A 21,859-nucleotide genomic window follows, 5' to 3' on the forward strand; every position below is an offset into this window, starting at 1 on the left:
GATAATAAAGGATAGCGAGAAGTTACATAGATAGATATTCTAATTTTGGAAGATTGAGGCTACTTTGCCTAGACGACTGCACCGTACCCTTGATTCGGATCTCCCTACTTTCTAGCCGTTGTGATAGCGCTCTTCTGCCACTCACGGAAAATGACAGAAGAAGGAGGAGGCGATCGCCGTTTAAGATTGGGGACGGATTTCACTACAAACTTGATAGAACGTGGTCACCGGAGGCTCAACAAACAACGGTAGCATCTTGTGTAAAATCTTTTCATTGGCCTCATTCTTATTGGCTTCCATATCCTCAATATGATCCCAGAAGATGACGGCAATCCCCCGGTCTGTTCCGGGTTCTTGCAGCAAGTAGGCTCCCTCAAATCCTTCGCTATAGGTGGCGATCGCCTCTTCGTACAGCTCTCTTGCCTCAGCAAACTTACCCGGCTTAAATTCACCCACTGCCACATAAGCATACTTATAGTTGGGTTTGAGATAATCTAAAAATTCACTCATGGTTGCGTTCACACCTTCACGCGATCACTTAGTTGCCGTTATATAGTTTGCCATAGCTTGGTTAGGATTCATCAGGATGGGGAGGATGGGGGAGATACTCCATTTCTCGATCCCCCCTCCTACCTCAGCCTATCGACTGGGAATACCTAACTGATCTAAATCCGGTTCAATACCAGGAATTAGGGGTAGGGGTGGAGGCGCTCCGGGAGTGGGGGCTAAAGGTTGGCCAACCCTGGATAAATCGGGATAGAATCCTCTGGGTTTTTCGCGAGCTTCAATACAATCGGCGATCGCCGTTTGTGGAGTTAAGTCCATATCGCGAGTGATCCCGACCACACATTGGGAAAAACGTCGGGGTAAAAGCGATCGCCGACAAGTCTCTAGGGCAGTAGTCGCGATCAGATCGGATTCATCTAGGCGATTAATATCAGTGACACAACTGGCTAAATCTAAAGGACGACGCACTTGGCGACAAGTGGATAAAGCGGCTGACGGGCCAATATCATCATTATCATTGGCAATTCTGATGACACAGGCAGAAATATCCCTGGGATATAAAGCTGCACCACAAGCTCTAGAGCGCTCTGGAGCAGAGATACCCATCTGAGCTAACTCATAATTACAGGTTTCAAAGCCATTCCGGGCGATCGCCGGTTGGGAGGGCGCAAATACAGCACTGAAGGCGGCGAGCAAAACCCCACCCATCAAGGGACTCAAGGCAGACATTAGGCAAAATTTAGGATTAGGCATCCTTACGACTCCTCACAAAACACAACAGGGCCAGCAGTTGTTTCTAATTATTACTTTGCAGTGAGATTAGAAGCTACAACTGCACTCTAATAATTTACAGTGGATAAGGTATGGAAAACTAAGTTTATAGAAAACCGAGGACACCTTACCTATGCATTTAAGTGAACTCACTCACCCCAACCAATTGCATGGCCTGTCCATTGCCCAATTGGAACAAGTCGCACGTCAGATCCGAGAAAAGCATCTGCAAACGATCGCCGCTAGTGGAGGTCATTTAGGCCCCGGTTTAGGCGTGGTTGAACTCACCTTAGCCCTCTATCAAACCCTGGATCTTGACCACGATAAAGTCGTTTGGGATGTGGGTCACCAAGCCTATCCCCATAAAATGATTACGGGACGCTACAACCAATTTCATACCTTACGGCAAAAAGATGGCGTTGCAGGCTATTTAAAGCGATCGGAGAGCAAATTTGACCATTTTGGTGCTGGACACGCTTCTACGAGCATTTCTGCGGCGCTGGGCATGGCTTTGGCACGGGATAGGATGGGCGAAAATTACAACGTGGCTGCCATCATTGGCGATGGATCGCTCACCGGAGGAATGGCCCTAGAAGCCATTAACCATGCCGGCCATTTACCCCATACGCGCCTCTTGGTGGTCTTAAATGATAATGAAATGTCCATTTCTCCCAATGTGGGAGCCATTTCCCGGTATCTGAATAAAATGCGTCTCAGTCCGCAGATGCAGTTTTTGACCGATAACTTGGAAGAGCAGTTTAAGCATATTCCCTTCTTAGGAGAAACCTTCACCCCAGAGATGGAACGAGTCAAGGAAGGCATGAAGCGCTTGGCTGTGTCTAAAGTCGGGGCTGTGATTGAGGAATTGGGCTTCACCTACATGGGGCCGGTGGATGGCCACGACTTGCAGGAGCTAATCACCACGTTTGAGCAAGCCCACAAAATTGAGGGGCCGGTATTGGTGCATGTGTCCACGACAAAAGGAAAAGGTTATGCGATCGCCGAAAACGATCAAGTCGGCTATCATGCCCAAAGTCCCTTTAACTTAGCCACGGGTAAGGCCATCCCCTCCAATAAGCCCAAACCGCCCTCCTACTCCAAAGTCTTTGCCCATACCCTCACCCAACTGGCGGAAAATGACCCCAAAATCATCGGCATTACCGCAGCCATGGCCACAGGAACCGGTCTCGACAAACTCCACGCCAAATTACCCGACCAGTATATTGATGTCGGTATTGCCGAACAACATGCCGTTACCCTGGCTGCCGGGTTAGCTTGCGAAGGAATGCGGCCAGTTGCTGCTATTTATTCCACCTTCCTGCAACGGGCTTACGACCAAGTGATCCATGATGTCTGTATCCAAAAGCTCCCCGTCTTCTTCTGTTTAGACCGGGCGGGAATTGTCGGTGCAGACGGCCCCACCCACCAAGGCATGTATGATATTTCTTACTTGCGCTGCTTGCCCAATTTGGTGCTGATGGCTCCCAAAGATGAAGGCGAACTGCAACGGATGATCGTCACCGGCATTAATTATACCGACGGCCCGATCGCCATGCGCTATCCTCGCGGCAATGGTTACGGTGTGCCTCTGATGGAAGAAGGCTGGGAACCCTTGGAAATTGGCAAAGGGGAAATCTTACGCAATGGCGATGATTTACTCTTAGTTGCCTATGGTTCCATGGTGCATCCTGCCCTACAGGTAGCCGAGTTGTTGAGCGAACATGGAGTCGAAACCACCGTGGTTAACGCTCGCTTTGCCAAACCCTTAGACACCGAATTGATTCTACCCTTAGCCGAAAAAATCGGTCGCGTTGCCACCCTCGAAGAAGGCAGTTTAATCGGCGGTTTCGGTTCCGGTATTGCGGAAGCGCTCATGGATGCCAATATCGTGGTTCCCGTGCAGCGTTTAGGTGTTCCCGATATCCTCGTGGATCATGCTACGCCCGATCAATCGAAAACCGATTTAGGATTAATGCCAGCACAAATGGCAGATTCAATCCGCGATCGTTTTTTCCAAAAACAACCCACCCCCGTCAACGCTTAATTTTAGGGAATAGGGAATGGGGAATGGGGAATAAGCCATCTCCCCATCCCATCTACAACACTTCTGGTTTGTATAGACGTAAACTCTGGAGGGAGACAGAGAAGGGGGGCGGGTTTACAAAATGGGCTGGTGAGTCTTCTAGTTATGGGGTTAACCCGCCCCTACAAATCCATTGTTTCGGCTGTCGCCGACATGAAAATTGTTCATTGTTCATTGTTCATTGTTAATTGCCATGACTCGGCAACCTCACGATCAATTTGCCAAACAGTACCTAAAAGAACTGCTCGAACCCCTGGGAACCGTAGAAATTAGTCGCGAAATTCCAGGGGAAACCCTGCAAATTGACCTCTTTTTCCAACCCTCCCCGGAACCTCCCAGTAACCCTCCACCCTTGGGTTTACTCGCTCAACTTGCCTCTACCCCTTGCCTATGGGAACCGTTTCGCAACTGTCCCAGTAAACGAGAAATTAGTAGTTGTGTCCTCAAACTGCTGTACATCCATGGAGAATTCTATCGTCAGGCAACACGAGACAAACAACCCATAGATACCCAAACCTTACCGAATCTGTGGATTTTAACCCCCACCGTATCCAAAAAAGTGTTAACCCTGTGTGGCGCTCACTCAGATGCAAAGAACTGGTGTAGGGGAGTTTACCGATTTGCCGAGCTTTTCCACACCGGAATTATCGCCATTAACCAACTCCCCGAAACCCCAGAAACCCTCTGGTTAAGACTGTTGGGAAAAGGAGGAACCCAGAAAAGAGCCATCCAACACGTGCTAGAGCTGCCAGATGATGATCCCCAACGGCGTAATATTCTAGAACTCATTGGCGTATGGCGAATTAATGTACAAGCTAAAATAGATCTCAATCCAGAAGACCAGGAGTTAGTTATGGAATTAACCCCCGCTTACTTAAAATGGCGAGAAGATACAGTACAAGAAGGTGTTCAACAAGGTATTCAGCAGACTAAACGAGTGACTATTGAAATGCTACTAAGGACTCGCTTTGGTTCTTTGGATGAGGAGTTAGTGGGAATGATAGAGAGCATGATGGAACTGGCTCTAGAAGAGTTGATTCCTATTTGTATGCAAGCGTCTCGTGAGGAGTTGTTAGCCCGGTTTAGTCCGGAGAATTAATGCCCTTGTTTCCCAGAAGCCGGTTTTCTAGCGTGTCTATCGTGGTAATATCAATTAACAACTTTCATATTGGCGACAGCCGAAACAATTAATATCAAGTCCGGTGAAACAGTTGTCATTGCGATCGCAGGGAAGCAATCGCCGAGACTTACGAGATGGTTGAGATTGCTTCATTCCGCTTGCGCGACCTTCGCAATGACATATTATAACTGAGTCACCGAACTTGATATAAAATCCGCTTAAACACTTGTCATTGCAGCCACTGACAATTGCCCAATATCTCCCTGACATACCCACGCACCCCAATAATAGGGATGGGACAGGGGACGCTCTTCATCTGCGTAATTTCTCTTTTGTTCCTGTAAAATACTCTGCCCTAAGTCCGACTGGCGCAACTCCCCAGCCGTGACGTTGCAGACATCAGACTGAGCATGGGCAAGGGCTGCGGCGCGTCCTAGACCTTCCTCCAGGTGGTGGAAGAAGCGTTCCATCAGATACGCCGTCGCTAGGGCGGGAACTGACCAGAGGCTCATGATTAGGGTTTTTGACCCGGCGACCACAAACGCCCGGCGTAAGCCAAACACGCCCTCGCCAGAGGCCACCTCACCGAGTCCCGTTTGGCAGGCAATCAGGGCGCTCAGTTCATTGCCCCACAGGTCTAAGGCAGCAATATCCTGAGCCAACAGCACCCCCTTCATCCCCTCTGGGAGCGGCTTACCCTGGTTCCAGATATTCGCTCCTGCCAGGGCAACCCCCGCCCGGTACATGGCATCCTCCGCCGCTTCCGAGTCTAGGCGGCTGGGGGGATGGGCGTTGAGGTAGGCTTGGATGTTGGGGGTTAGAGCGCGGAGGCGTTGGGTAAATTCGGGATAATTATTATCTTGGCAATATTGGATAACTTGCTCGACCTCTTCTAATAGGTGCGGGTTCATTAAGTCAGAATGTTGCTCAAAGAGTTGGGTTTCCTGTTCGGGGTTAGCCACAAGTAACGCTAGAACAAACTCAACATAAGGCTTTTGTCCCGTGCGGGCGAAGCCGTGGGTGGCAATAGCCAGGATGCGCGGACAGGCGCTATGGGTGAGATGGGTGGAGACGGCTTCCTTATCCAGATAGGCTTGTGTTCCCAGCCGTTCAGCCACTTGGCGACCAAAGATATCCGTTCCCACGGCACGACCAAACCCGGAGAGGGTGGTTAGGGTTTCCCCTCCCAACTCACTCTGCGTACCCTGAGCGGAGTCGAAGGGAGCGTCTGTACCCTGAGCGTCCGTACCCTGAGCGGAGTCGAAGGGAACCCCATCCCAATCATAATCAGGGTCAGCCAGAATCGTTGCCGGACACACATTCAGCTTACGCTTCGGTAACTGGCGCGGCAGCAGGTCGCGTCCTGAACTCAGGTAACTCATACTATATATATTGGCCAGATAACCCTGGGATGGCTTCCCCTCCTCCCCCCCGTCATTGCGAGTGGAACGCAGTGGAGCGAAGCAATCTCCAGTATCGGGAGAAGAAAGAGATGGCTTCCCTTCGGTCGCCATGACAGACTCTTCTTCTATGTCATTGCGAGCAGAACGCAGTGGAGCGAAGCAATCTCCAGTGTCGGGAGAGGAAAGAGATGGCTTCCCTTCGGTCGCCATGACAGACCCCTCTTCTACGTCATTGCGAGTGGAACGCAGTGGAACGAAGCAATCTCCAACCCCCCTCGCCCGTGGGAGAGGGGCTGGGGGAGAGGGCATCGGCAAAATCTGAAACGGCAGCAAATTCAGCGCCCCATCCGGAGCCAGGAACCAGTGGGAAACCCCAGCCAACGCCTCAATCAACGGTTGGCAGAGAACCCGATAGACTTGCTCCTGTTCCTGCTTCTGCTTCTGCGCTTGCTGCTCGGCAAACCCAGGCTTATGACGCGCCAGGTTATCCCCTGAGCCGGTAAAATAGCCGCGAAACTGGGTAATCAACCCGTCCAAGGCTTCCGCTTCTCCTAAATCAATTAACCGCACCTGCTCCGGTTGATGCGCCATCACCGTAAACGCCAGATAGCGCTCCTCTTGCCACTCCTTGCCTTTTTCTCCATCAAAATCATAGCGTTGGAAGAGGACAAACTCCACCAGGGCCGAACCTTCCGGCAGTTGGTCGGCAACCCCTTGCCGGTTAATGGTGTCTTGGTTCAGTTGCAGTTCCGGCACTTCCTTGGCTAATTGTTTTTCCAGGCTTTCCGCTTCAGTTTGCAGCTCTTTGACGCGCTGGCGATGCTCCTGGCGCTGTTTTCGGTCAACCTCTGGGTCAATCTGGGGAGGGGGTGGGCTATACGTCGCTTCCCGCAGTTGCTCCAGAGCGTCTTGCCACTGACGGAACAGAGCCATCACCGTTTCTCCATAGCGCCCCCCATGGATAACCGCACTCTGGGCCGCCAAAGCTGCCGTGGTCAGGGACTTGCGGCGCAACACGGCATCGAGGGCAGCCCCCACCGCTTCCGGGTCATCGGCTAGATACTGGGAAACCAGGCTAAGGAATAAATCATAGGTGTCGCGGTTGGATTGCAGATATTCCCGGCGCTCCCGGTCAGAATGGGTGCTGAAGATATAGCGCAGTCGGTTTTGTTCGCACTCCAGAGAAGCTTGGAATTGCTCCAAGGCTTCCGTGTATCTGCCTTGAGCCTCGTACAACAGAGCCAGGTTGTTCAGGTGGGTGGCAAGGTCGGGATGGTGTTCGGGTAGGGCGATGCGGTCGATGGCTAATGCTTCTTGGAACAGGGGTTCGGCTTCCGTGTATCTGCCTTGAGACCGGTACAACACTGCCAGGTTGTTCAGGTGGGTGGCAAGGTCGGGATGGTTTTCGGGTAGGGCGATGCGGTCGATGGCTAATGCTTCTTGGTACAGGGGTTCGGCTTCCGTGTATCTGCCTTGAGACCGGTACAACCCTGCCAGGTTGTTCAGGTGGGTGGCAAGGTTGGGATGGTGTTCGGGTAGGGCGATGCGGTCGATGGCTAATGCTTCTTGGAACAGGGGTTCGGCTTCCGTGTATCTGCCTTGAGACTGGTACAACCCAGCCAGGTTGTTCAGGTGGGTGGCAAGGGAGGGATGGTTTTCGGGTAGGGCGATGCGGTCTATGGCGATCGCTTCTTGGTACAGGGGTTCGGCATCGGTGTATCTGCCTTGAGACTGGTACAACAGAGCCAGGTTGTTCAGACTCGTGGCAAGGGAGGGATGGTTTTCGGGTAGGGCGAGGCGGGCGATCGCTAATGCTTCTTGGTACAGGGGTTCGGCTTCCGTGTATCTGCCTTGAGACCGGTACAACCCTGCCAGGTTGTTCAGGTGGGTGGCAAGGTTGGGATGGTGTTCGGGTAGGGCGATGCGGTCGATGGCTAATGCTTCTTGGAACAGGGGTTCGGCTTCCGTGTATCTGCCTTGAGACCGGTACAACACTGCCAGGTTGTTCAGGTGGGTGGCAAGGTCGGGATGGTTTTCGGGTAGGGCGATGCGGTCGATGGCTAATGCTTCTTGGAACAGGGGTTCGGCTTCCGTGTATCTGCCTTGAGACCGGTACAACACTGCCAGGTTGTTCAGGTGGGTGGCAAGGTCGGGATGGTTTTCGGGTAGGGCGATGCGGTCGATGGCTAATGCTTCTTGGAACAGGGGTTCGGCTTCCGTGTATCTGCCTTGAGACCGGTACAACCCTGCCAGGTTGTTCAGGTGGGTGGCAAGGTTGGGATGGTTTTCGGGTAGGGCGATGCGGATGATGGCTAAAGCTTCTTGGTACAGGGGTTCGGCATCGCTGTATCTGCCTTGAGACTTGTACAACTCTGCCAGGTTGTTCAGACTCGTGGCTACGTTTTCATGCTCATTCCCCCACCGCTCCCGCGCCAGTTCGATCGCCCTCTCTCCCAGGGGAATAGCGGCTGCATATTGTCCCTGTTGGTACAGTTGCACGATTTGCTGGTTTACGGTTTCCCAACTCTCGGCATTATCAGAGCCTCCCATTTCTCGTATCGCTGGTTCCAGGTGTTGGGCAAACTCTTCTAACCACTTCGCGTTATTCTCCTCTCCCTGACTGCGAAGATATTGGCTATAAGCTGCCATCACTGCCAATAACCCCGCATCGAGCAGTTCAACATTGGCTTCCAGAATCTCCAGTTCCTCACCATTCGGACAGGCGAGCAGTTTTTGAATCAGTTCCGCGTATTGTGCGATTCGTTGTTCGTCCATGGTTCAATTAACAATTAACAATTTTCAGGTCGGCGAGAGCGAGTGGGTGCGTTACGCTTCGCTAACACACCCTACTGGATTGTTTCATCTAATTTGATGCATTAGATTTTGTTTGTAGTGAGGGCTTCAGCCCTCTCTAGCTAGGCTTTTAAGCACTAAAGTGCTTACTACAAACAAAGCCCGAAACCCGGTTTCTTAGCGCCTAGGCTCATACACCTCATATTCCGTATACAATAACCGTCCCTTCCTCCCCTCGTTCACATAGTCCAACACCTCCTGCAACTGCACCGGTTGCAACTCCAACGCCTCATGACGACTTTGCTCCAACCACCTAAACCGAGGAGCATCCGGAGTCAACAGCGCCAACCACCGCTCCTTACCCACCTCCGTTGCCGCAAACGTGGGATAGGGTGCTTCCTTTTGGGGAAACTCATGCACCCCTACCGTAAGCTGACTCTGCCGTGCATAGTCCGAAGGACACAAACACACCACCGTCCCATTCGGTTCCCGCTCCAATAGGGTTAAATGAGTCGATTCCGCTACCGTCATCTCCAACTTCAACTCGCTACCAATCTTCACCCGCTCCACATAGGGTTCAGCCGGTCGATGACGCGCCCCCAAATGATTCACTGCGAAAGATGCAGGCGCTTCCCGAAACCCCATCTGCTGCGTCAGTATCGACTTCTGGGTGAGCATCTCCCACAACCAGAGTTGATACTTCGTCTGCTCCAACCATTCGCGCACCTTCACCCAAGTCTTTTTACCATTCTCTGGATAATCAAATCCCCGGTTTTTCAGAGGTTCACGAATCTCTCTCCACCAAATATTTCTGAGTGCATGGTCTCCCTTCAGTTCGCCAGACAACTCACACCACTGCTTTGTTAAATTGGATTTAGACAACCGCACGTGAAAGACACGACGCGCAGTCTCCTTAAGATTCAGATCAGTAGCAATACTCTCAAGAAATGGCCTTTCATAGCACTCTGCAATATCAACCGCCTGCATAGTTTTCACCTCTAAGCTTTCCATAACAACTCTCTCGAATATGAATCAGCCTTATAATTTACAATAACAAAAATCTCCTTAGCTATCCACCATTTTGACAAGCTTTAGACATCTTGAGACATTCTGATACATCCAGAGATCTAGGGAGTCAAACTGAGTCAAAGGCATTCTTTTCTAGACATAATAAGACGTAAAACTATTGATTTTCCCCTTGAAAATTTGCTAAAACAAAAACATAGGAAATCAACGAAATCTGAGCATACAGATTTCAATCTTCCTCCAGTTCATCTGATTGTTGATGAGGTTACAATCATGTCTAGAAATTTGATTGCGTTCGTTTCCGGTGTCACTCAATCCGTCGCCAATAGCGCCATTGATAACGCTTACGATGAAGAATATCAGATTGAAGTCGAAGAACACCCTGATGAAAGTCCTCCCGTTCATGCATGGCACGCTGCCGGTCGTTTGGTCGGTGATACCCTTCGCTTTTTCCTGACCGGTTCTTAACTTCTCATAGGGGTTAACCCTCGTGTTCCGAGAAGCCGGGTTTCTTGGAGAAACCTGGCTTCTGGTTTGTGTAGATGGTAAACTCTGGGGAGACACAGAAGAGGGGCGGGTTTACAAAATGGGCTGGTGAGAATTCTAGTTATGGGGTTAACCCGCCCCTACCAATCCATTGTTTCGGCTGTCGCCGACATGAAAATTGTTCATTGTTAATTGTTAATTGTTCATTGCCATGACTCGGCAAACCCACGATCAATTTGCCAAACAGTACCTAAAAGAACTGCTCGAACCCCTGGGAACCGTAGAAATTAGTCGCGAAATTCCAGGGGAAACCCTGCAAATTGACCTCTTTTTCCAACCCTCCCCGGAACCTCCCAGTAACCCTCCACCCTTGGGTTTACTCGCTCAACTTGCCTCTACCCCTTGCCTATGGGAACCGTTTCGCAACTGTCCCAGTAAACGAGAACTTAGCAGTTGTGTCCTCAAACTCCTGTACATCCATGGAGAATTCTATCGTCAGGCAACACGAGACAAGGAACCCATCGATACCCAAACCTTACCCAATCTGTGGATTTTAACCCCTACCATATCCAAAAAAGTGTTAACCCTCTGTGGCGCTCACTCAGATGCAAAGAACTGGTGTACGGGAGTTTACCGGTTTGCCAAGCTTTTCCATACTGGAATCATTGCCATTAACCAACTGCCAGAAACTCCAGAGACCCTGTGGTTAAGACTTTTGGGAAAAGGGGGAACCCAGAAAAGAGCCATCCAACAAGTGCTAGAGTTGCCAGATGATGATCCCCAACGGCGTAATATCCTAGAGCTAATTGGGGTATGGCGAATTAACGTACAAGCTAAAATAGACCTCAATCCAGAAGACCAGGAGCTAGTTATGGAATTAACCCCCGCTTACTTAAAATGGCGAGAAGATACAGTACAAGAAGGTGTTCAACAAGGAATACGACAAGGAATACGAGAAGGCATTGAACAAGGTGTTCAACAAGGCATTGAACAAGGTGTTCAGCAGACTAAACGAGTGACTATTGAAATGCTACTAAGGACTCGCTTTGGTTCTTTGGATGAGGAGTTAGTGGGAATGATAGAGAGCATGATGGAACTGGCTCTAGAAGAGTTGATTCCGGTCTGTATGCAGGCTTCTCGTGAGGAGTTGTTAGCCCGGTTTAGTCCAGAAAATTAATCCCCTGGTGTTGCGAGAAGCGGGGTTTCTGCCAGAAACCTGACTTCTCCCATGTCTATCGTAGATGGTAAACTGCGTTAGGGTCTTAACGTCCCTATCCCCCTATCCCCCCATCCTCCGATCATGCTGACTGTCGCCATCCCCAAAGGGGCTTTACTTAAAGAAACGATTCAATTGCTCCAGGAAGTAGGTCTTGATTTTAGTGCCTTTCTGGACTCTAGTAACCGTCAACTGCAAATTGTCGATCCGACGGGAACGATGAAAGGGTTGTTGGTTCGCGCTCAAGATGTGCCCGTTTATGTGGAATACGGACAGGCACAATTAGGTATTGTGGGCTATGATGTGCTGCGGGAAAAGAAGCCGAATGTTGCCCAGCTTGCGGATCTCGGTTTTGGCTATTGCCGCATGTCTGTAGCGGTGAAGCAGTCGAGTCCCTATCAAGATGTGCTAGATTTACCGGCTCATTGCCGAGTTGCGTCGAAATCGGTCAATTGTGCTAGGGACTATTTCCATGGGTTGGATTTACCGGTGGAGATTATCCCGTTGTATGGTTCAGTAGAGTTAGGGCCGATTACGGATATGTCAGAGGCGATCGTGGATTTGGTTTCTACGGGTAAAACCTTGAGGGAGAATGGGTTAGTGGAAATTAAGAAGTTATTTGATAGTACCGCTTATTTGATTGCCCATCCTTTGAGTTATCGCTTGAATGTGGAAGGAATCGATCGCTGGATCGCCCAATTGCAAGGCTCTTAAGCTCTTGATCGATTATCCATTTTCATGAATCACTTCCACGATTCCCGTTTCCCCATCAATGCGTACCCATTGCCCATCGTGCAAGCGTTCCATAATATTGGGTATATCCATTACTGCGGGAATTCCGTACTCTCGCGCTACGATCGCCCCATGGGAGAGTCTTCCCCCCACTTCCGAAATTAATCCCCCTGCCTTCCCTAAAACTAGAGACCAACCTGAATCTGTATAAGGAACCACTAAGATTATATCAGTATTTACTTCTCCGACCTGCTGCAATTGACGCATGATTTTTACCCGACCTTCCGCTTGCCCCGGACTTGCGCCAATGCCCGATAACTTTTGCCCTTGCTTTAATGTCAGTCTCTCAGGAGAGGGCGTGAGTCTTTTGGTGGGTTGATAGCCATAGACCACATAGGGGATAGATTTCACCTGTTTATCTTCCGCCAACTCCGCTTTGCGAGTCGCAATTAGTTCTGATATTTTCTCCGTAGACTGGGAAAGATCCGTATGGTCAGATAACACCCCTTGTACCTCCGGCAAGGTGAGAAAAAAGATATCCCCTTGAGTCTGTATAATCCCGGATTCTAGCCAGAATTTCTCTAGAGTCAAGAAACTCCAGCGCAAGTGGGCTAATAATTGGCTATAGACTTGAGTGACGCGACCTTTAAGATTTAAGCGCACTTGCACAATTTGAATTTTAAGGCGTTTCGGTAAGGTTTTGGGGCGATCGCCTTCAACCTGATGTAACTGTTGTAAAAACATATCCCTAACCATCCTCGGATTATCTCGCCATCGAGGAACCGAAATATCTGTAGCCACCTCACTCAGATACCCATAATCTTGCATGAACTGGTAGAGCTGATCGATAATACTCTGACCATCTGGTAGTTCAGACAACCGACCAAATAAGGTTTCTGGGGTTTCTGACTCCAAATGGGGTAACAAATGGTGGGCACAAGTAGCCAACTCTTGCAGCGCTTCTAGAGCAGCCACTTCCGGCATTTCCTGATAATCTAATTCCTTCTCAGACACCCGAAATACCGCCTGCCTCAACGCAAAACTCAAGGGAGCAAAAATACTGTAATAGGTGGCTCGCTTCAGGGTTTCTAAAATTAAATCCACTCGGTCTAAACACTCCTGTGGCGTTTGAGGGGATTGGCTGTTTAATTGCTCTAAGGTGGGAGTAAACCACTGACGGTTATCGCGCTCAAAATCATCTTGTAAAATCCATTCCCGTTGCAACAGTCGCCATAATCCGGGAATTTGCTTAACCGTAGAGGATAAAGGGGGTCGGGTAAACTTGGCTCCCCTGGTGAGAAATTCCAAACTTTCTGCCGGTAATCCCATTTTGCGGAAAATCTCTCCTAATAGGGAGGCATTAAAATAGGCGACAGAATGGTGCAGGGTCGCCAATTGATTTAAGTCTAAATTAGCAATTTTTGTCCCTAAAACAATGGCAAAAATATCGCGCCAGACTCCACAAGTGAGCGGTTGATTAATCGACCAGGTAAGAGGAGGAATAAAACCGGGAATTACTTCTGCTGCAATTTTTCTTGTCCAAATGGGAATCAGGGTAGTAATGGGGCGAGTTTGTAAAATCCAGAGGTGTTGGCCGTCATACGTCCATTCAATATCTTGGGGAATCCCGTAATAATGACCTTCAATTTGACGGGCAATTTCAGCGACTTGGTGAATTAAAGTGGGGGGAAGATCGCCTTCACCCTCTAAAATTTGGCTGGTGGGTTCTCCCTCGGTTTCTACTACTAAGACGCGATAGGATTCTGGAGTGACTTGGCCGGAAACGACGCGGCTTGCATCTCCAGGAAGGGCTTCAATAATCACATCTTCACCGCTTCGAGCAATGGGATCGCGGCTAAAGGCAACACCGGAAAAGACTCCAGGGATTTGCTGTTGAATTAAGACGGCAACTTGGGTATCGGGGAGCTGTCGATTTTGCCGATAGGCGATCGCCTGGGGATTATCGGCCGATCGCATACAGGTGAGGATAGCTTGGTGTAAGCTTTGAGTATTAGTAACCTGGGAAATACTGGTATATTGACCGGCGGCTGAGGACTGTAGGCTATCTTCTCCGAAGGCTGAAGAACGGACAATCAGGGGATTTTGGGGAGAAGGTTTGAGCCGAGACATCAGGGGCTGGGGGTCATCTCCAGGGAGTAAAATCCAACCAGGAGGCACAGCATAACCGAGTTTTTTCAGGTAGGCTAGATTAGCGGCTTTTGCACCGACTTCTTTGGATTTCAGGGGTTGATCGAGGGAGAGAATACCGGGGCTTTTGGGAAAGAATGAGGGCATATTGGGGTCTGGGGTGGACGTTTCGGCAGGAAGTTCGAGGTCATCGGGGATGTGTTGGTAGATGAGCGCGAGGGTTGCATTCAGGGTAATCGTGGCGATCGCCAGACCTTTGGCACTCGGATGCATGAGAATCTGAAGCAGGGGAAACAGGATTAAGATGCCATATTGCCGGGATTTGCGCTCCCGAACGACGGTCAGACCGACCAAAGCGATCAGTCCCACAAGCAGGGAAATTTGCCAATTATGCACCACTAATCCCCAAGTGGCGTTGGTGGTTCCTGCGGCTTGACTGATGAAGTAGCGCCCCAAAACTAGGGCAATCAGGGCGATGATTTCCCACACAGCAGTCTGGGGAAAGAGCGATCGCGCCAACAGAACTGCACCGATCCCTTTTCCCGCTTCCGACAAGACGGCACTGATACCAGCTACTTTACCCCCATGATAAAAGGCCGCCGAGACGGAAATATTGCCCGTCCCCAGTTGGGCTAGGTTTTTGCCAGTCAAGGCCAAGGTAAGCCATTGGATCAGGGGAGTGCCACCGAGCAATGGACAGAAGGTTAAAATAGCCAGACCTTTGAGCAGTTCGATAGACATAAATGATCCGCAATGATCCGCGAGTGGTCGTCGATCGCGATCTTAATATGACATATGACAATGGGGAGGATGGGGGAGACAAAATTGGCTTGAGAAATGGTTTGACCCCAGAACTATTGGAGGTTCATCAGGTTGGGGCCTAGGCTAACGGTTCCGGCCTACTGACCTCATCAAAGGCTTTACTCGTCAATTTCAAATAAGGCTTTTAGGTCTCGATACCCACTGATAATCCTTGTAATCCAGAATGGCTTCTAAATCTCGACTGGCTGGAATGGTAAAGCGACAAATTTGATTCATAACTCATCCGTGTCAACCTCGTTTTGCTTTGAGTTTCTGCTCCAGATTCTGGAATACGGCTTCTGCATCTAGTAATTCGCCCCGATCTGCGGCTTCTACTCCTATTTGCACTTCTTTTCGCAGTTCAGTATACCGTCCTTGGTAGATTCGGTTAACTTCCTCTAAGAGCTTGACTCCTGCCCAAATCACTTCGCTAGGGGAAGCATACTGACCGGTATCAATTTGATTTTCAATAAGTTCTTCTAACTCAGGGGTTAACACAATTTCCATAATCTTGTTCTTAAATTGACTCTAAGGTTAGTCGATTGTTTGAGTAGGATTGGGGAAGTTTATGGGATTGAAAAGTCTTAATCTGGATAAGATTCAAACCCCCCTACTCCCCCATTCCTCCTCCTTGACCTTTTTTCGGCTGTCACCGACATGAACAGGCGATCATCAAGAATCCCCGTGACTTGAGTCTGGGGAGTGTCACCAATGGTCTTATCCTATTTTGGGCCCTAAACCAACGGTTCCGGCATAAACAGCCAGTTCGCCTAATTCGTCTTCAATGCGTAATAGGCGATTGTACTTGGCGATCCGTTCGCTGCGGGAGAGGGAACCGGTTTTGATTTGTCCCGCGTTCGTGGCAACGGATAGATCGGCGATGGTGGTATCTTCGGTTTCTCCAGAACGGTGACTGATGACGGAACGATAGCTGGAGCGAGCGCCCAGAGCAATGGTATCCATGGTTTCGGTGAGAGAACCAATTTGATTGAGTTTAATCAAAATGGCATTAGCGACGGAGCGATCGATTCCTTGCTGGAGGCGCGTGGGATTAGTTACAAATAAGTCATCACCAACGAGCTGAATGCGATCGCCCAGTTTCTCAGTTGCCAGTTTCCAGTTATCCCAATCATCTTCAAAGAGGGCATCTTCCATAGAAACAATGGGATAGCGATCGATTAAACTACCCAAATAGCCCACAAACTCTTCAGCCGAGTGGGAAGAGCCATCATAAACATAATTGCCATTGTCGTAGAACTCGCTCGCCGCCAGGTCTAAAGCTAAAGAGACTTGCTTTCCAGGTTCATATCCAGCCTTGCTAATGGCCTCCATGAGAATATCCAGCGCCGCTTGGTTAGAATCTAAATTAGGCGCGTATCCCCCTTCATCCCCGACTCCGGTCAGTAAATTCCGCTCTTTGAGAACCTTACTCAAGGAAGCAAACACCTCTGCACCCCAGCGTAGAGCATCCTTAAACGTAGATGCACCATGGGGGACAATCATGAACTCTTGGAAATCCACATTATTATCCGCATGGGCCCCACCGTTGATCACATTCATCATCGGCACAGGGAGAACATTGGCGGAAGGGCCGCCCAAATAGCGATATAGGGGCAATCCTAGGGTTTCGGCGGCCGCTTTGGAAGTGGCTAAGGAAACGGCGAGAATAGCATTTGCGCCCAATTCTTTCTTGTTGCTGGAGCCATCTCGGTCAATCATCAGATGGTCAACCAACCGTTGATTGAGAGCATCTACCCCAATCAGTTCGGGGGCAATTTTTTCATTGACATTGCGAACGGCCGTTAAGACTCCTTTGCCACCATAGCGCTCAGGGTCATCATCTCGGAGTTCATGGGCCTCAAAGCTTCCGGTAGATGCTCCACTGGGGACTTGGGCTAAACCCATAGCACCATTGGCTAAATAAACTTCTGCTTCGACCGTGGGCCGGCCTCTAGAGTCGAGAATCTCGCGGGCTTTGATTTCGGCGATCGCCGTATCGAGTTCAGGCATAATCTTAGAGTTGTCCTTATTGTCTATAGGGAACGTTTGTTAGAATACGCCATGGATAGCCAATCCGCCTTGAATTTTGGAAAGTATTTGGGATTGAAACTGGGGGATTAAACCATGAGATTTTTGCACACCATGTTACGAGTGAAAAACTTAGAAGAGTCTCTGAGCTTTTATTGTGATGTTTTAGGGATGAAACTCCTGCGTCAGAAGGACTATCCGGGTGGAGAGTTTACCCTAGCCTTTGTCGGATATGGCGAGGAGTCCGATCATACGGTTCTGGAACTCACTTATAACTGGGGTCAAGACCAATATACCCTCGGCGATGCCTATGGTCATATTGCCCTAGGGGTTGAGGATATTTATCAAACCTGCGACCAAATTAAGACTAAAGGGGGTAAAGTGGTGCGTGAGCCAGGGCCGATGAAGCATGGATCGACAGTAATTGCTTTTGTCGAAGACCCCAATGGCTATAAAGTGGAACTGATTCAAACTAAATCTTAGGGCGCTCCGCGCTAGGCAATAGGCAATAGGCAATAGGCAAGAGTTGTATGACCGCGAATGTAGGGCAAGGGAGAAACGTAACCCCCCTTCAAGCTGATGAATGGAAACCCCTGCTGATGGTCGGGGGATTTTTTTTGATGGTCTGTATGGTGTTGGTGTTGCATCGCCATTTCACATTCTATTCGTCCTACGATCAGGGCATTTTTAATCAGGTGATGTGGAATGGAACCCAGGGGAATTTCTTCCAAAGTAGCCTGTCATCCCAGCTTTCGACGAATGTGGTTCACGCTGGAGAAGTGCCGGAGGTCAGTTATCACCGGTTGGGACAGCATTTTACTCCGGCTTTGCTGTTGTGGTTGCCGTTCTATTCTTTGTTTCCCCAAGCTGCCACCCTATCAGTATTGTTGGTTACGGCAATTGCGGCGGCGGGTCTCGTGTTATACGTCCTGGCTCGGCAGTATTTGGAACCCACTCCAGCGCGATGGATTGCCTGTAGTTACTATGGGGCCCATGCGGTGATTGGGCCAACGCTGTGTAATTTTCACGATAATTTTCAGTTGCCTCTGTTTATGTTTACGCTGCTGCTGGCCATGGAAAAGCGCTGGTGGTGGCTGTTTGCGCTTATGTGTCCTTTGATTTTGGCGATTCGTGAGGATACGGGGATTGCTCTGTTTGGAGTGGGCATGTACATGATTTTGAGCCGCCGGTTTCCTCGGATTGGGGCGATCGTGTGTTTGCTGAGTTTCGGGTATATTTTAGCTTTGACTAATTTGATTATGCCCCTGTTTTCGGATGATATTTCCAAGCGGTTTATGTTGGAGCAGTTTGGCCAATATACGGAGGCTGAGGAAGCGTCAACCCTGGATATCATTCGGGGAATGTTGATGAATCCGGGGAAATTGGCGATCGAATTGTTCACCCCATTTTCCCTGACCATTAGGTATATTATTGCTCAATGGTTGCCCTTTGTTTTTGTGCCAGTGGTTGCACCGACTTCCTGGGTGATTGCTGGGTTTCCCTTGCTGAAATTACTCTCCGGTCAGACGACTTCCTTGCTCTCGATTAATGTGCGCTATGCCATAGCTTTGGTTCCGGGACTCTGTTATGGGACGATTTTGTGGTGGTCTGGAGAAGGGTTTAATAACTTTTTTCAGCCCAATAAACCCCGGAAACCTCGCGCTCTGACGCGGTTTTGGAAACGGGTGTGGGCAATATGTATCAGTCTTTCGATTTTTTTGGCGATCGCCGCTAATCCCAATCGCACCTTATACTTTATCGTACCCGACTCCGTAGAGCCATGGGTTTATGTCACTCCCGCAGAACAGTGGCAAAGAAGCGCAGAAATCCATGATATTATCAGTCGCATTCCAGATGATGCTAGTGTGGCGGCCACAACCTATATTATTCCCCATCTTTCCAGTCGCCGAGAAATTATCCGCTCTCCCTTTGTCTTTCTTGAGGATGATACTCAGCAAGTGGACACGGTGGATTATCTGGTCGTTGATTTATGGCGTTTGGTACGCTATCAACCGGCATTTGATGAGGATTTAGAATCTCTGAAAATCCATGTGGGTTTGATTAATCATCTGCTTGCCACCTCCCAGTACGGCATAACTGAGTTTGTGAATGGGGTGATTTTAATGCAGAAAGGTGTGGAGTCTTTACCCCAGCAGTTGCAGCAATGGCAAGACTATGAACAAGGGCTGCAACCCATTCTCAGTCAAGGTTGATTGGAGTTATTGATTGTTAATTGTTCATTCACAGGGGTTTTTGTCGGCATGTCCATCCAATTTAATATCGGAATTCTCTATGCCGTTTTAGCTTATGGAGCTTGGGGACTCTTACCCCTGTATTGGAAGTTGTTGGAGTCTGTACCTGCGGTGGAGATCCTCTGTCATCGGATGATTTGGTCTGCATTACTATTGTTGGGAGTGTTGGCGATACAGGGGCGATTGATAGAGGTGAAGCGATTGTGGCGATCGCCGAAACGGTTGACTCTCCTCTTCTCTACGGCTGCCCTGATCTCGCTGAACTGGGGCATTTATATTTATGGTGTCAATAGCGATCGGGTTTTAGAAGCCAGTTTGGGCTATTTTATTAATCCCCTATTCAGCATTTTCCTCGGCTATGTCTTCCTGGGAGAGAAACTTAATATTTGGAAACTGATCGCCGTCATCCTGGCTGTTCTGGGAGTCGGAAATCTGATTTGGGAACTGGGAGAAATTCCGTTGATTGCGATCGGTCTAACCCTAACCTTCGGATTATACGGTCTCATCCGTAAAGTTGCCGCCATCCAAGCCATGGCCGGATTAACCGTTGAAACCCTGCTCATGACTCCCTTTGCCCTGGCTCTAGTCATGCATTGGGCGAAAACTGGCTCAGGTCACTTGGGTCTCACCTTACCCGTCACCCTCCTGTTGATCGGTTGTGGTCTAGTCACCTCTTTACCTTTGCTGTGGTTTAACTTAGCTGCAAAAAAATTACACCTGTCAACCCTGGGTTTTTTGCAATATATCGGGCCCACGTTTCAACTGATTTTAGCCGTCTTTCTCTATCACGAACCCTTTACCCGCACCCACGCCATCTCCTTTGGTCTGATTTGGACAGCACTAGCGATTTATTCAACCCATTCTCTTGTTCAGGTAGTGGGTGCATCGAAAGTTTCTCATCATCAGTAATCAAGAACCTAAAAAGTTGGGCCTTTTAATTTTCGATCGCGGTAGGAATTAATGGATCGTAAAATCTCGATCTCATCCAATATGATTCCCAATCATCGTAGGGTGGGCAGGAGGAGGGAGCGACATCATTAAAATTCGACAAACAGACCCTGCCCACATTGCCCGATACTTTGATTGATTACCCGTTGTGTTTGTTGATAAATCTTCATGAAACCCATGTTTGTACATCCGTTATGATATGTTAAGATTGTTAGGACATATACTGTTTGATCTTCTAACAGTGTTTCCACTCTTGACTCTTCCTTAAATTAACTATGCTAATCATAGATGAGTCAGCTACGGTAGAGACAGACAATAAAGAAATCTTCACTATCTCCATTATATAAAGTACAGCTCATGAAAAAAATCAAAGAATGGGTTAAGCAAAGTTTTCCTAATCTTCAGACTCTGTATAAGAAAATAATGGCTAAAACATGGTCTACTGATTCAATTGTTTATTATACAGGTAACCATCATGAAGGCTTAACTCCGGATAGCTTGAAAGTAGGTGCAAGCGGTTCTCATGCTGCTGTGATTTATCTGGCTAGGGAATGGGCAAAGTTGGGGCATGAAGTCACCGTATATAGCAATTGTGGCGATCAGGAGGGAACCTATGATGGCGTAAAATATGTGAACTATTATAAATTCAATTGGTGCGATCGCTTCGATACAGTGATCATTTGGAGACATTCCACCTTAGTACAGTATCCCATTAATACCAAAAACCTTTGGTTAGATTGGCATGATACCCTAGGCCCAGCTAAAGCCTTTACAACAGAACGATTAGAACCCTTTGACAAAATCTTTTCTAAGAGCAATTATCAACGCCAATTATTGCCTCAGTTTAATGATGATAAATTTGTCGTCATTCACAATGGAGTCAGTGAAGAGATAAGCAAGTTATACAATAAGCCTAAAAATCCCCACAAATTAATCTATGGCTCCCGCTACTATCGAGGGCTAGAGTATATGCTAACCTACGGGTGGCCGATCATTAAACGTGAAATCCCTGAAGCCGAACTCCACTTATACTATGGGTTTACCAAGCGAGATAATCAACCCAAACATGCTGAGTGGAGAAAAAAAATGGTTGATCTAATGAGTCAACCAGGGGTTTTTGATCATGGCCGCGTTTCCCAAGATAAGATTCTTGAGGAAAAATCAACGTCATTGATTCATTATTATGGTTGTACCTATCCGGAGATTGATTGTATCTCAGTGCGTGAATCAGCAATGGTGGGTTGTATTCCAGTCATGACTGATTTAGCTGCTTTAGGTGAAAAACCTTATGGAATAAAGGTTTCTGGAGACCCGGAATCTCAAGAAACGCAAGAAGCAGTAGCTTATAAAGTGATAGAGTTACTGCGAGAAGATCCAGAAAAATTACAGTTAATTCGCGAAGAGTTTAAGCAATTAGCTCAAGAAGAGACCTGGGAAAAAATTGCTCCTATTTGGTTAAAATATCAACAAAAAGAATAGTAACTTCTACTTTTTTGAAAGGTTATTCTGTAACCATTGTGGACAATTCTATGTTAATTCAAATCC

16 protein-coding genes are annotated in these 21,859 nt (G+C 48.6%); 9 read left to right on the forward strand and 7 right to left on the reverse strand.

Annotated features, from left to right (window positions below):
• Positions 1-180 precede the first annotated feature (180 nt).
• Both PMG25_RS23720 and PMG25_RS23725 read right to left on the reverse strand, forming a co-directional pair.
• Complete coding sequence (locus PMG25_RS23720; RefSeq protein ID WP_283769361.1) at positions 181-510, reverse strand: hypothetical protein; 330 nt, start codon at positions 508-510, stop codon at positions 181-183.
• 129 nt (positions 511-639) lie between these two features.
• Positions 640-1,260: a hypothetical protein gene (locus tag PMG25_RS23725; protein ID WP_283769362.1), complete on the reverse strand. Its 621-nt coding sequence runs from the start codon at positions 1,258-1,260 to the stop codon at positions 640-642.
• Between the two features lie 151 nt (positions 1,261-1,411).
• Here PMG25_RS23725 and dxs point away from each other — a divergent pair, with 151 nt between their 5' ends.
• Both dxs and PMG25_RS23735 read left to right on the forward strand, forming a co-directional pair.
• Positions 1,412-3,322 (forward strand): 1-deoxy-D-xylulose-5-phosphate synthase, encoded by a 1,911-nt coding sequence (gene dxs / locus PMG25_RS23730; protein WP_283769363.1) that lies wholly within the window; start codon positions 1,412-1,414, stop codon positions 3,320-3,322.
• Positions 3,323-3,554: 232 nt separating this feature from the next.
• Positions 3,555-4,460, forward strand: a complete 906-nt coding sequence (locus PMG25_RS23735; protein WP_283769364.1) for an RpnC/YadD family protein — start codon at positions 3,555-3,557, stop codon at positions 4,458-4,460.
• A 239-nt stretch (positions 4,461-4,699) separates the two neighbouring features.
• Here PMG25_RS23735 and PMG25_RS23740 read toward each other — a convergent pair whose 3' ends face one another.
• Both PMG25_RS23740 and PMG25_RS23745 read right to left on the reverse strand, forming a co-directional pair.
• Positions 4,700-8,659 carry a CHAT domain-containing protein gene (locus tag PMG25_RS23740; RefSeq protein ID WP_283769365.1) on the reverse strand — a complete coding sequence of 1,320 codons (3,960 nt, stop codon included), beginning with the start codon at positions 8,657-8,659 and terminating at the stop codon, positions 4,700-4,702.
• A gap of 195 nt (positions 8,660-8,854) precedes the next feature.
• The gene (locus PMG25_RS23745; protein ID WP_283769366.1) at positions 8,855-9,688 is read right to left on the reverse strand and encodes a DUF4384 domain-containing protein; all 834 of its coding nucleotides are present in this window, start codon (positions 9,686-9,688) and stop codon (positions 8,855-8,857) included.
• 288 nt (positions 9,689-9,976) lie between these two features.
• On the opposite strand from PMG25_RS23745, the gene PMG25_RS23750 reads away from it, so the two are divergent.
• The 3 genes from PMG25_RS23750 (at position 9,977) to hisG (ending at position 12,119) form a co-directional block, all read left to right on the forward strand.
• Complete coding sequence (locus PMG25_RS23750) at positions 9,977-10,171, forward strand: hypothetical protein (RefSeq protein ID WP_283769367.1); 195 nt, start codon at positions 9,977-9,979, stop codon at positions 10,169-10,171.
• Positions 10,172-10,400: 229 nt separating this feature from the next.
• Complete coding sequence (locus PMG25_RS23755) at positions 10,401-11,366, forward strand: RpnC/YadD family protein (RefSeq protein ID WP_283769368.1); 966 nt, start codon at positions 10,401-10,403, stop codon at positions 11,364-11,366.
• 123 nt (positions 11,367-11,489) lie between these two features.
• Positions 11,490-12,119 carry an ATP phosphoribosyltransferase gene (gene hisG / locus PMG25_RS23760; protein ID WP_283769369.1) on the forward strand — a complete coding sequence of 210 codons (630 nt, stop codon included), beginning with the start codon at positions 11,490-11,492 and terminating at the stop codon, positions 12,117-12,119.
• A 12-nt stretch (positions 12,120-12,131) separates the two neighbouring features.
• Here hisG and PMG25_RS23765 read toward each other — a convergent pair whose 3' ends face one another.
• From PMG25_RS23765 to eno, 3 genes are all read right to left on the reverse strand, one after another.
• Positions 12,132-15,026: a glycerol-3-phosphate acyltransferase gene (locus PMG25_RS23765; RefSeq protein ID WP_283769370.1), complete on the reverse strand. Its 2,895-nt coding sequence runs from the start codon at positions 15,024-15,026 to the stop codon at positions 12,132-12,134.
• 309 nt (positions 15,027-15,335) lie between these two features.
• Positions 15,336-15,593: a type II toxin-antitoxin system ParD family antitoxin gene (locus PMG25_RS23770; RefSeq protein ID WP_283769371.1), complete on the reverse strand. Its 258-nt coding sequence runs from the start codon at positions 15,591-15,593 to the stop codon at positions 15,336-15,338.
• A 210-nt stretch (positions 15,594-15,803) separates the two neighbouring features.
• Positions 15,804-17,096 (reverse strand): phosphopyruvate hydratase, encoded by a 1,293-nt coding sequence (gene eno, locus PMG25_RS23775; RefSeq protein ID WP_283769372.1) that lies wholly within the window; start codon positions 17,094-17,096, stop codon positions 15,804-15,806.
• A 114-nt stretch (positions 17,097-17,210) separates the two neighbouring features.
• Between eno and gloA the strand changes: the two genes are divergently transcribed.
• The 4 genes from gloA (at position 17,211) to PMG25_RS23795 (ending at position 21,793) form a co-directional block, all read left to right on the forward strand.
• Positions 17,211-17,597, forward strand: coding sequence for a lactoylglutathione lyase (gloA, locus tag PMG25_RS23780; RefSeq protein WP_283769373.1), 387 nt, complete (start codon positions 17,211-17,213; stop codon positions 17,595-17,597).
• 47 nt (positions 17,598-17,644) lie between these two features.
• Complete coding sequence (locus tag PMG25_RS23785; protein ID WP_283769374.1) at positions 17,645-19,327, forward strand: DUF2079 domain-containing protein; 1,683 nt, start codon at positions 17,645-17,647, stop codon at positions 19,325-19,327.
• 48 nt (positions 19,328-19,375) lie between these two features.
• Positions 19,376-20,275, forward strand: a complete 900-nt coding sequence (gene rarD / locus PMG25_RS23790; RefSeq protein ID WP_283769375.1) for an EamA family transporter RarD — start codon at positions 19,376-19,378, stop codon at positions 20,273-20,275.
• Positions 20,276-20,671: 396 nt separating this feature from the next.
• Positions 20,672-21,793 (forward strand): glycosyltransferase family protein, encoded by a 1,122-nt coding sequence (locus PMG25_RS23795; RefSeq protein ID WP_283769376.1) that lies wholly within the window; start codon positions 20,672-20,674, stop codon positions 21,791-21,793.
• Positions 21,794-21,859 lie beyond the last annotated feature (66 nt).

The sequence above is a fragment of the Roseofilum capinflatum BLCC-M114 genome (assembly GCF_030068505.1).
Taxonomy (GTDB): Bacteria; Cyanobacteriota; Cyanobacteriia; order Cyanobacteriales; family Desertifilaceae; genus Roseofilum; species Roseofilum capinflatum.

Coding starts and splice junctions, on each gene's coding strand:
- dxs (WP_283769363.1), top strand. CDS start 1,412: ATGCATTTAAGTGAACTCACTCACCCCAACCAATTGCATGGCCTGTCC.
- hisG (WP_283769369.1), top strand. CDS start 11,490: ATGCTGACTGTCGCCATCCCCAAAGGGGCTTTACTTAAAGAAACGATT.
- PMG25_RS23770 (WP_283769371.1), bottom strand. CDS start 15,593: ATGGAAATTGTGTTAACCCCTGAGTTAGAAGAACTTATTGAAAATCAA.
- PMG25_RS23725 (WP_283769362.1), bottom strand. CDS start 1,260: ATGCCTAATCCTAAATTTTGCCTAATGTCTGCCTTGAGTCCCTTGATG.
- PMG25_RS23765 (WP_283769370.1), bottom strand. CDS start 15,026: ATGTCTATCGAACTGCTCAAAGGTCTGGCTATTTTAACCTTCTGTCCA.
- eno (WP_283769372.1), bottom strand. CDS start 17,096: ATGCCTGAACTCGATACGGCGATCGCCGAAATCAAAGCCCGCGAGATT.
- PMG25_RS23795 (WP_283769376.1), top strand. CDS start 20,672: ATGAAAAAAATCAAAGAATGGGTTAAGCAAAGTTTTCCTAATCTTCAG.
- PMG25_RS23755 (WP_283769368.1), top strand. CDS start 10,401: ATGACTCGGCAAACCCACGATCAATTTGCCAAACAGTACCTAAAAGAA.
- PMG25_RS23735 (WP_283769364.1), top strand. CDS start 3,555: ATGACTCGGCAACCTCACGATCAATTTGCCAAACAGTACCTAAAAGAA.
- PMG25_RS23720 (WP_283769361.1), bottom strand. CDS start 510: ATGAGTGAATTTTTAGATTATCTCAAACCCAACTATAAGTATGCTTAT.
- gloA (WP_283769373.1), top strand. CDS start 17,211: ATGAGATTTTTGCACACCATGTTACGAGTGAAAAACTTAGAAGAGTCT.
- PMG25_RS23745 (WP_283769366.1), bottom strand. CDS start 9,688: ATGGAAAGCTTAGAGGTGAAAACTATGCAGGCGGTTGATATTGCAGAG.
- PMG25_RS23785 (WP_283769374.1), top strand. CDS start 17,645: ATGACCGCGAATGTAGGGCAAGGGAGAAACGTAACCCCCCTTCAAGCT.
- PMG25_RS23750 (WP_283769367.1), top strand. CDS start 9,977: ATGTCTAGAAATTTGATTGCGTTCGTTTCCGGTGTCACTCAATCCGTC.
- rarD (WP_283769375.1), top strand. CDS start 19,376: ATGTCCATCCAATTTAATATCGGAATTCTCTATGCCGTTTTAGCTTAT.
- PMG25_RS23740 (WP_283769365.1), bottom strand. CDS start 8,659: ATGGACGAACAACGAATCGCACAATACGCGGAACTGATTCAAAAACTG.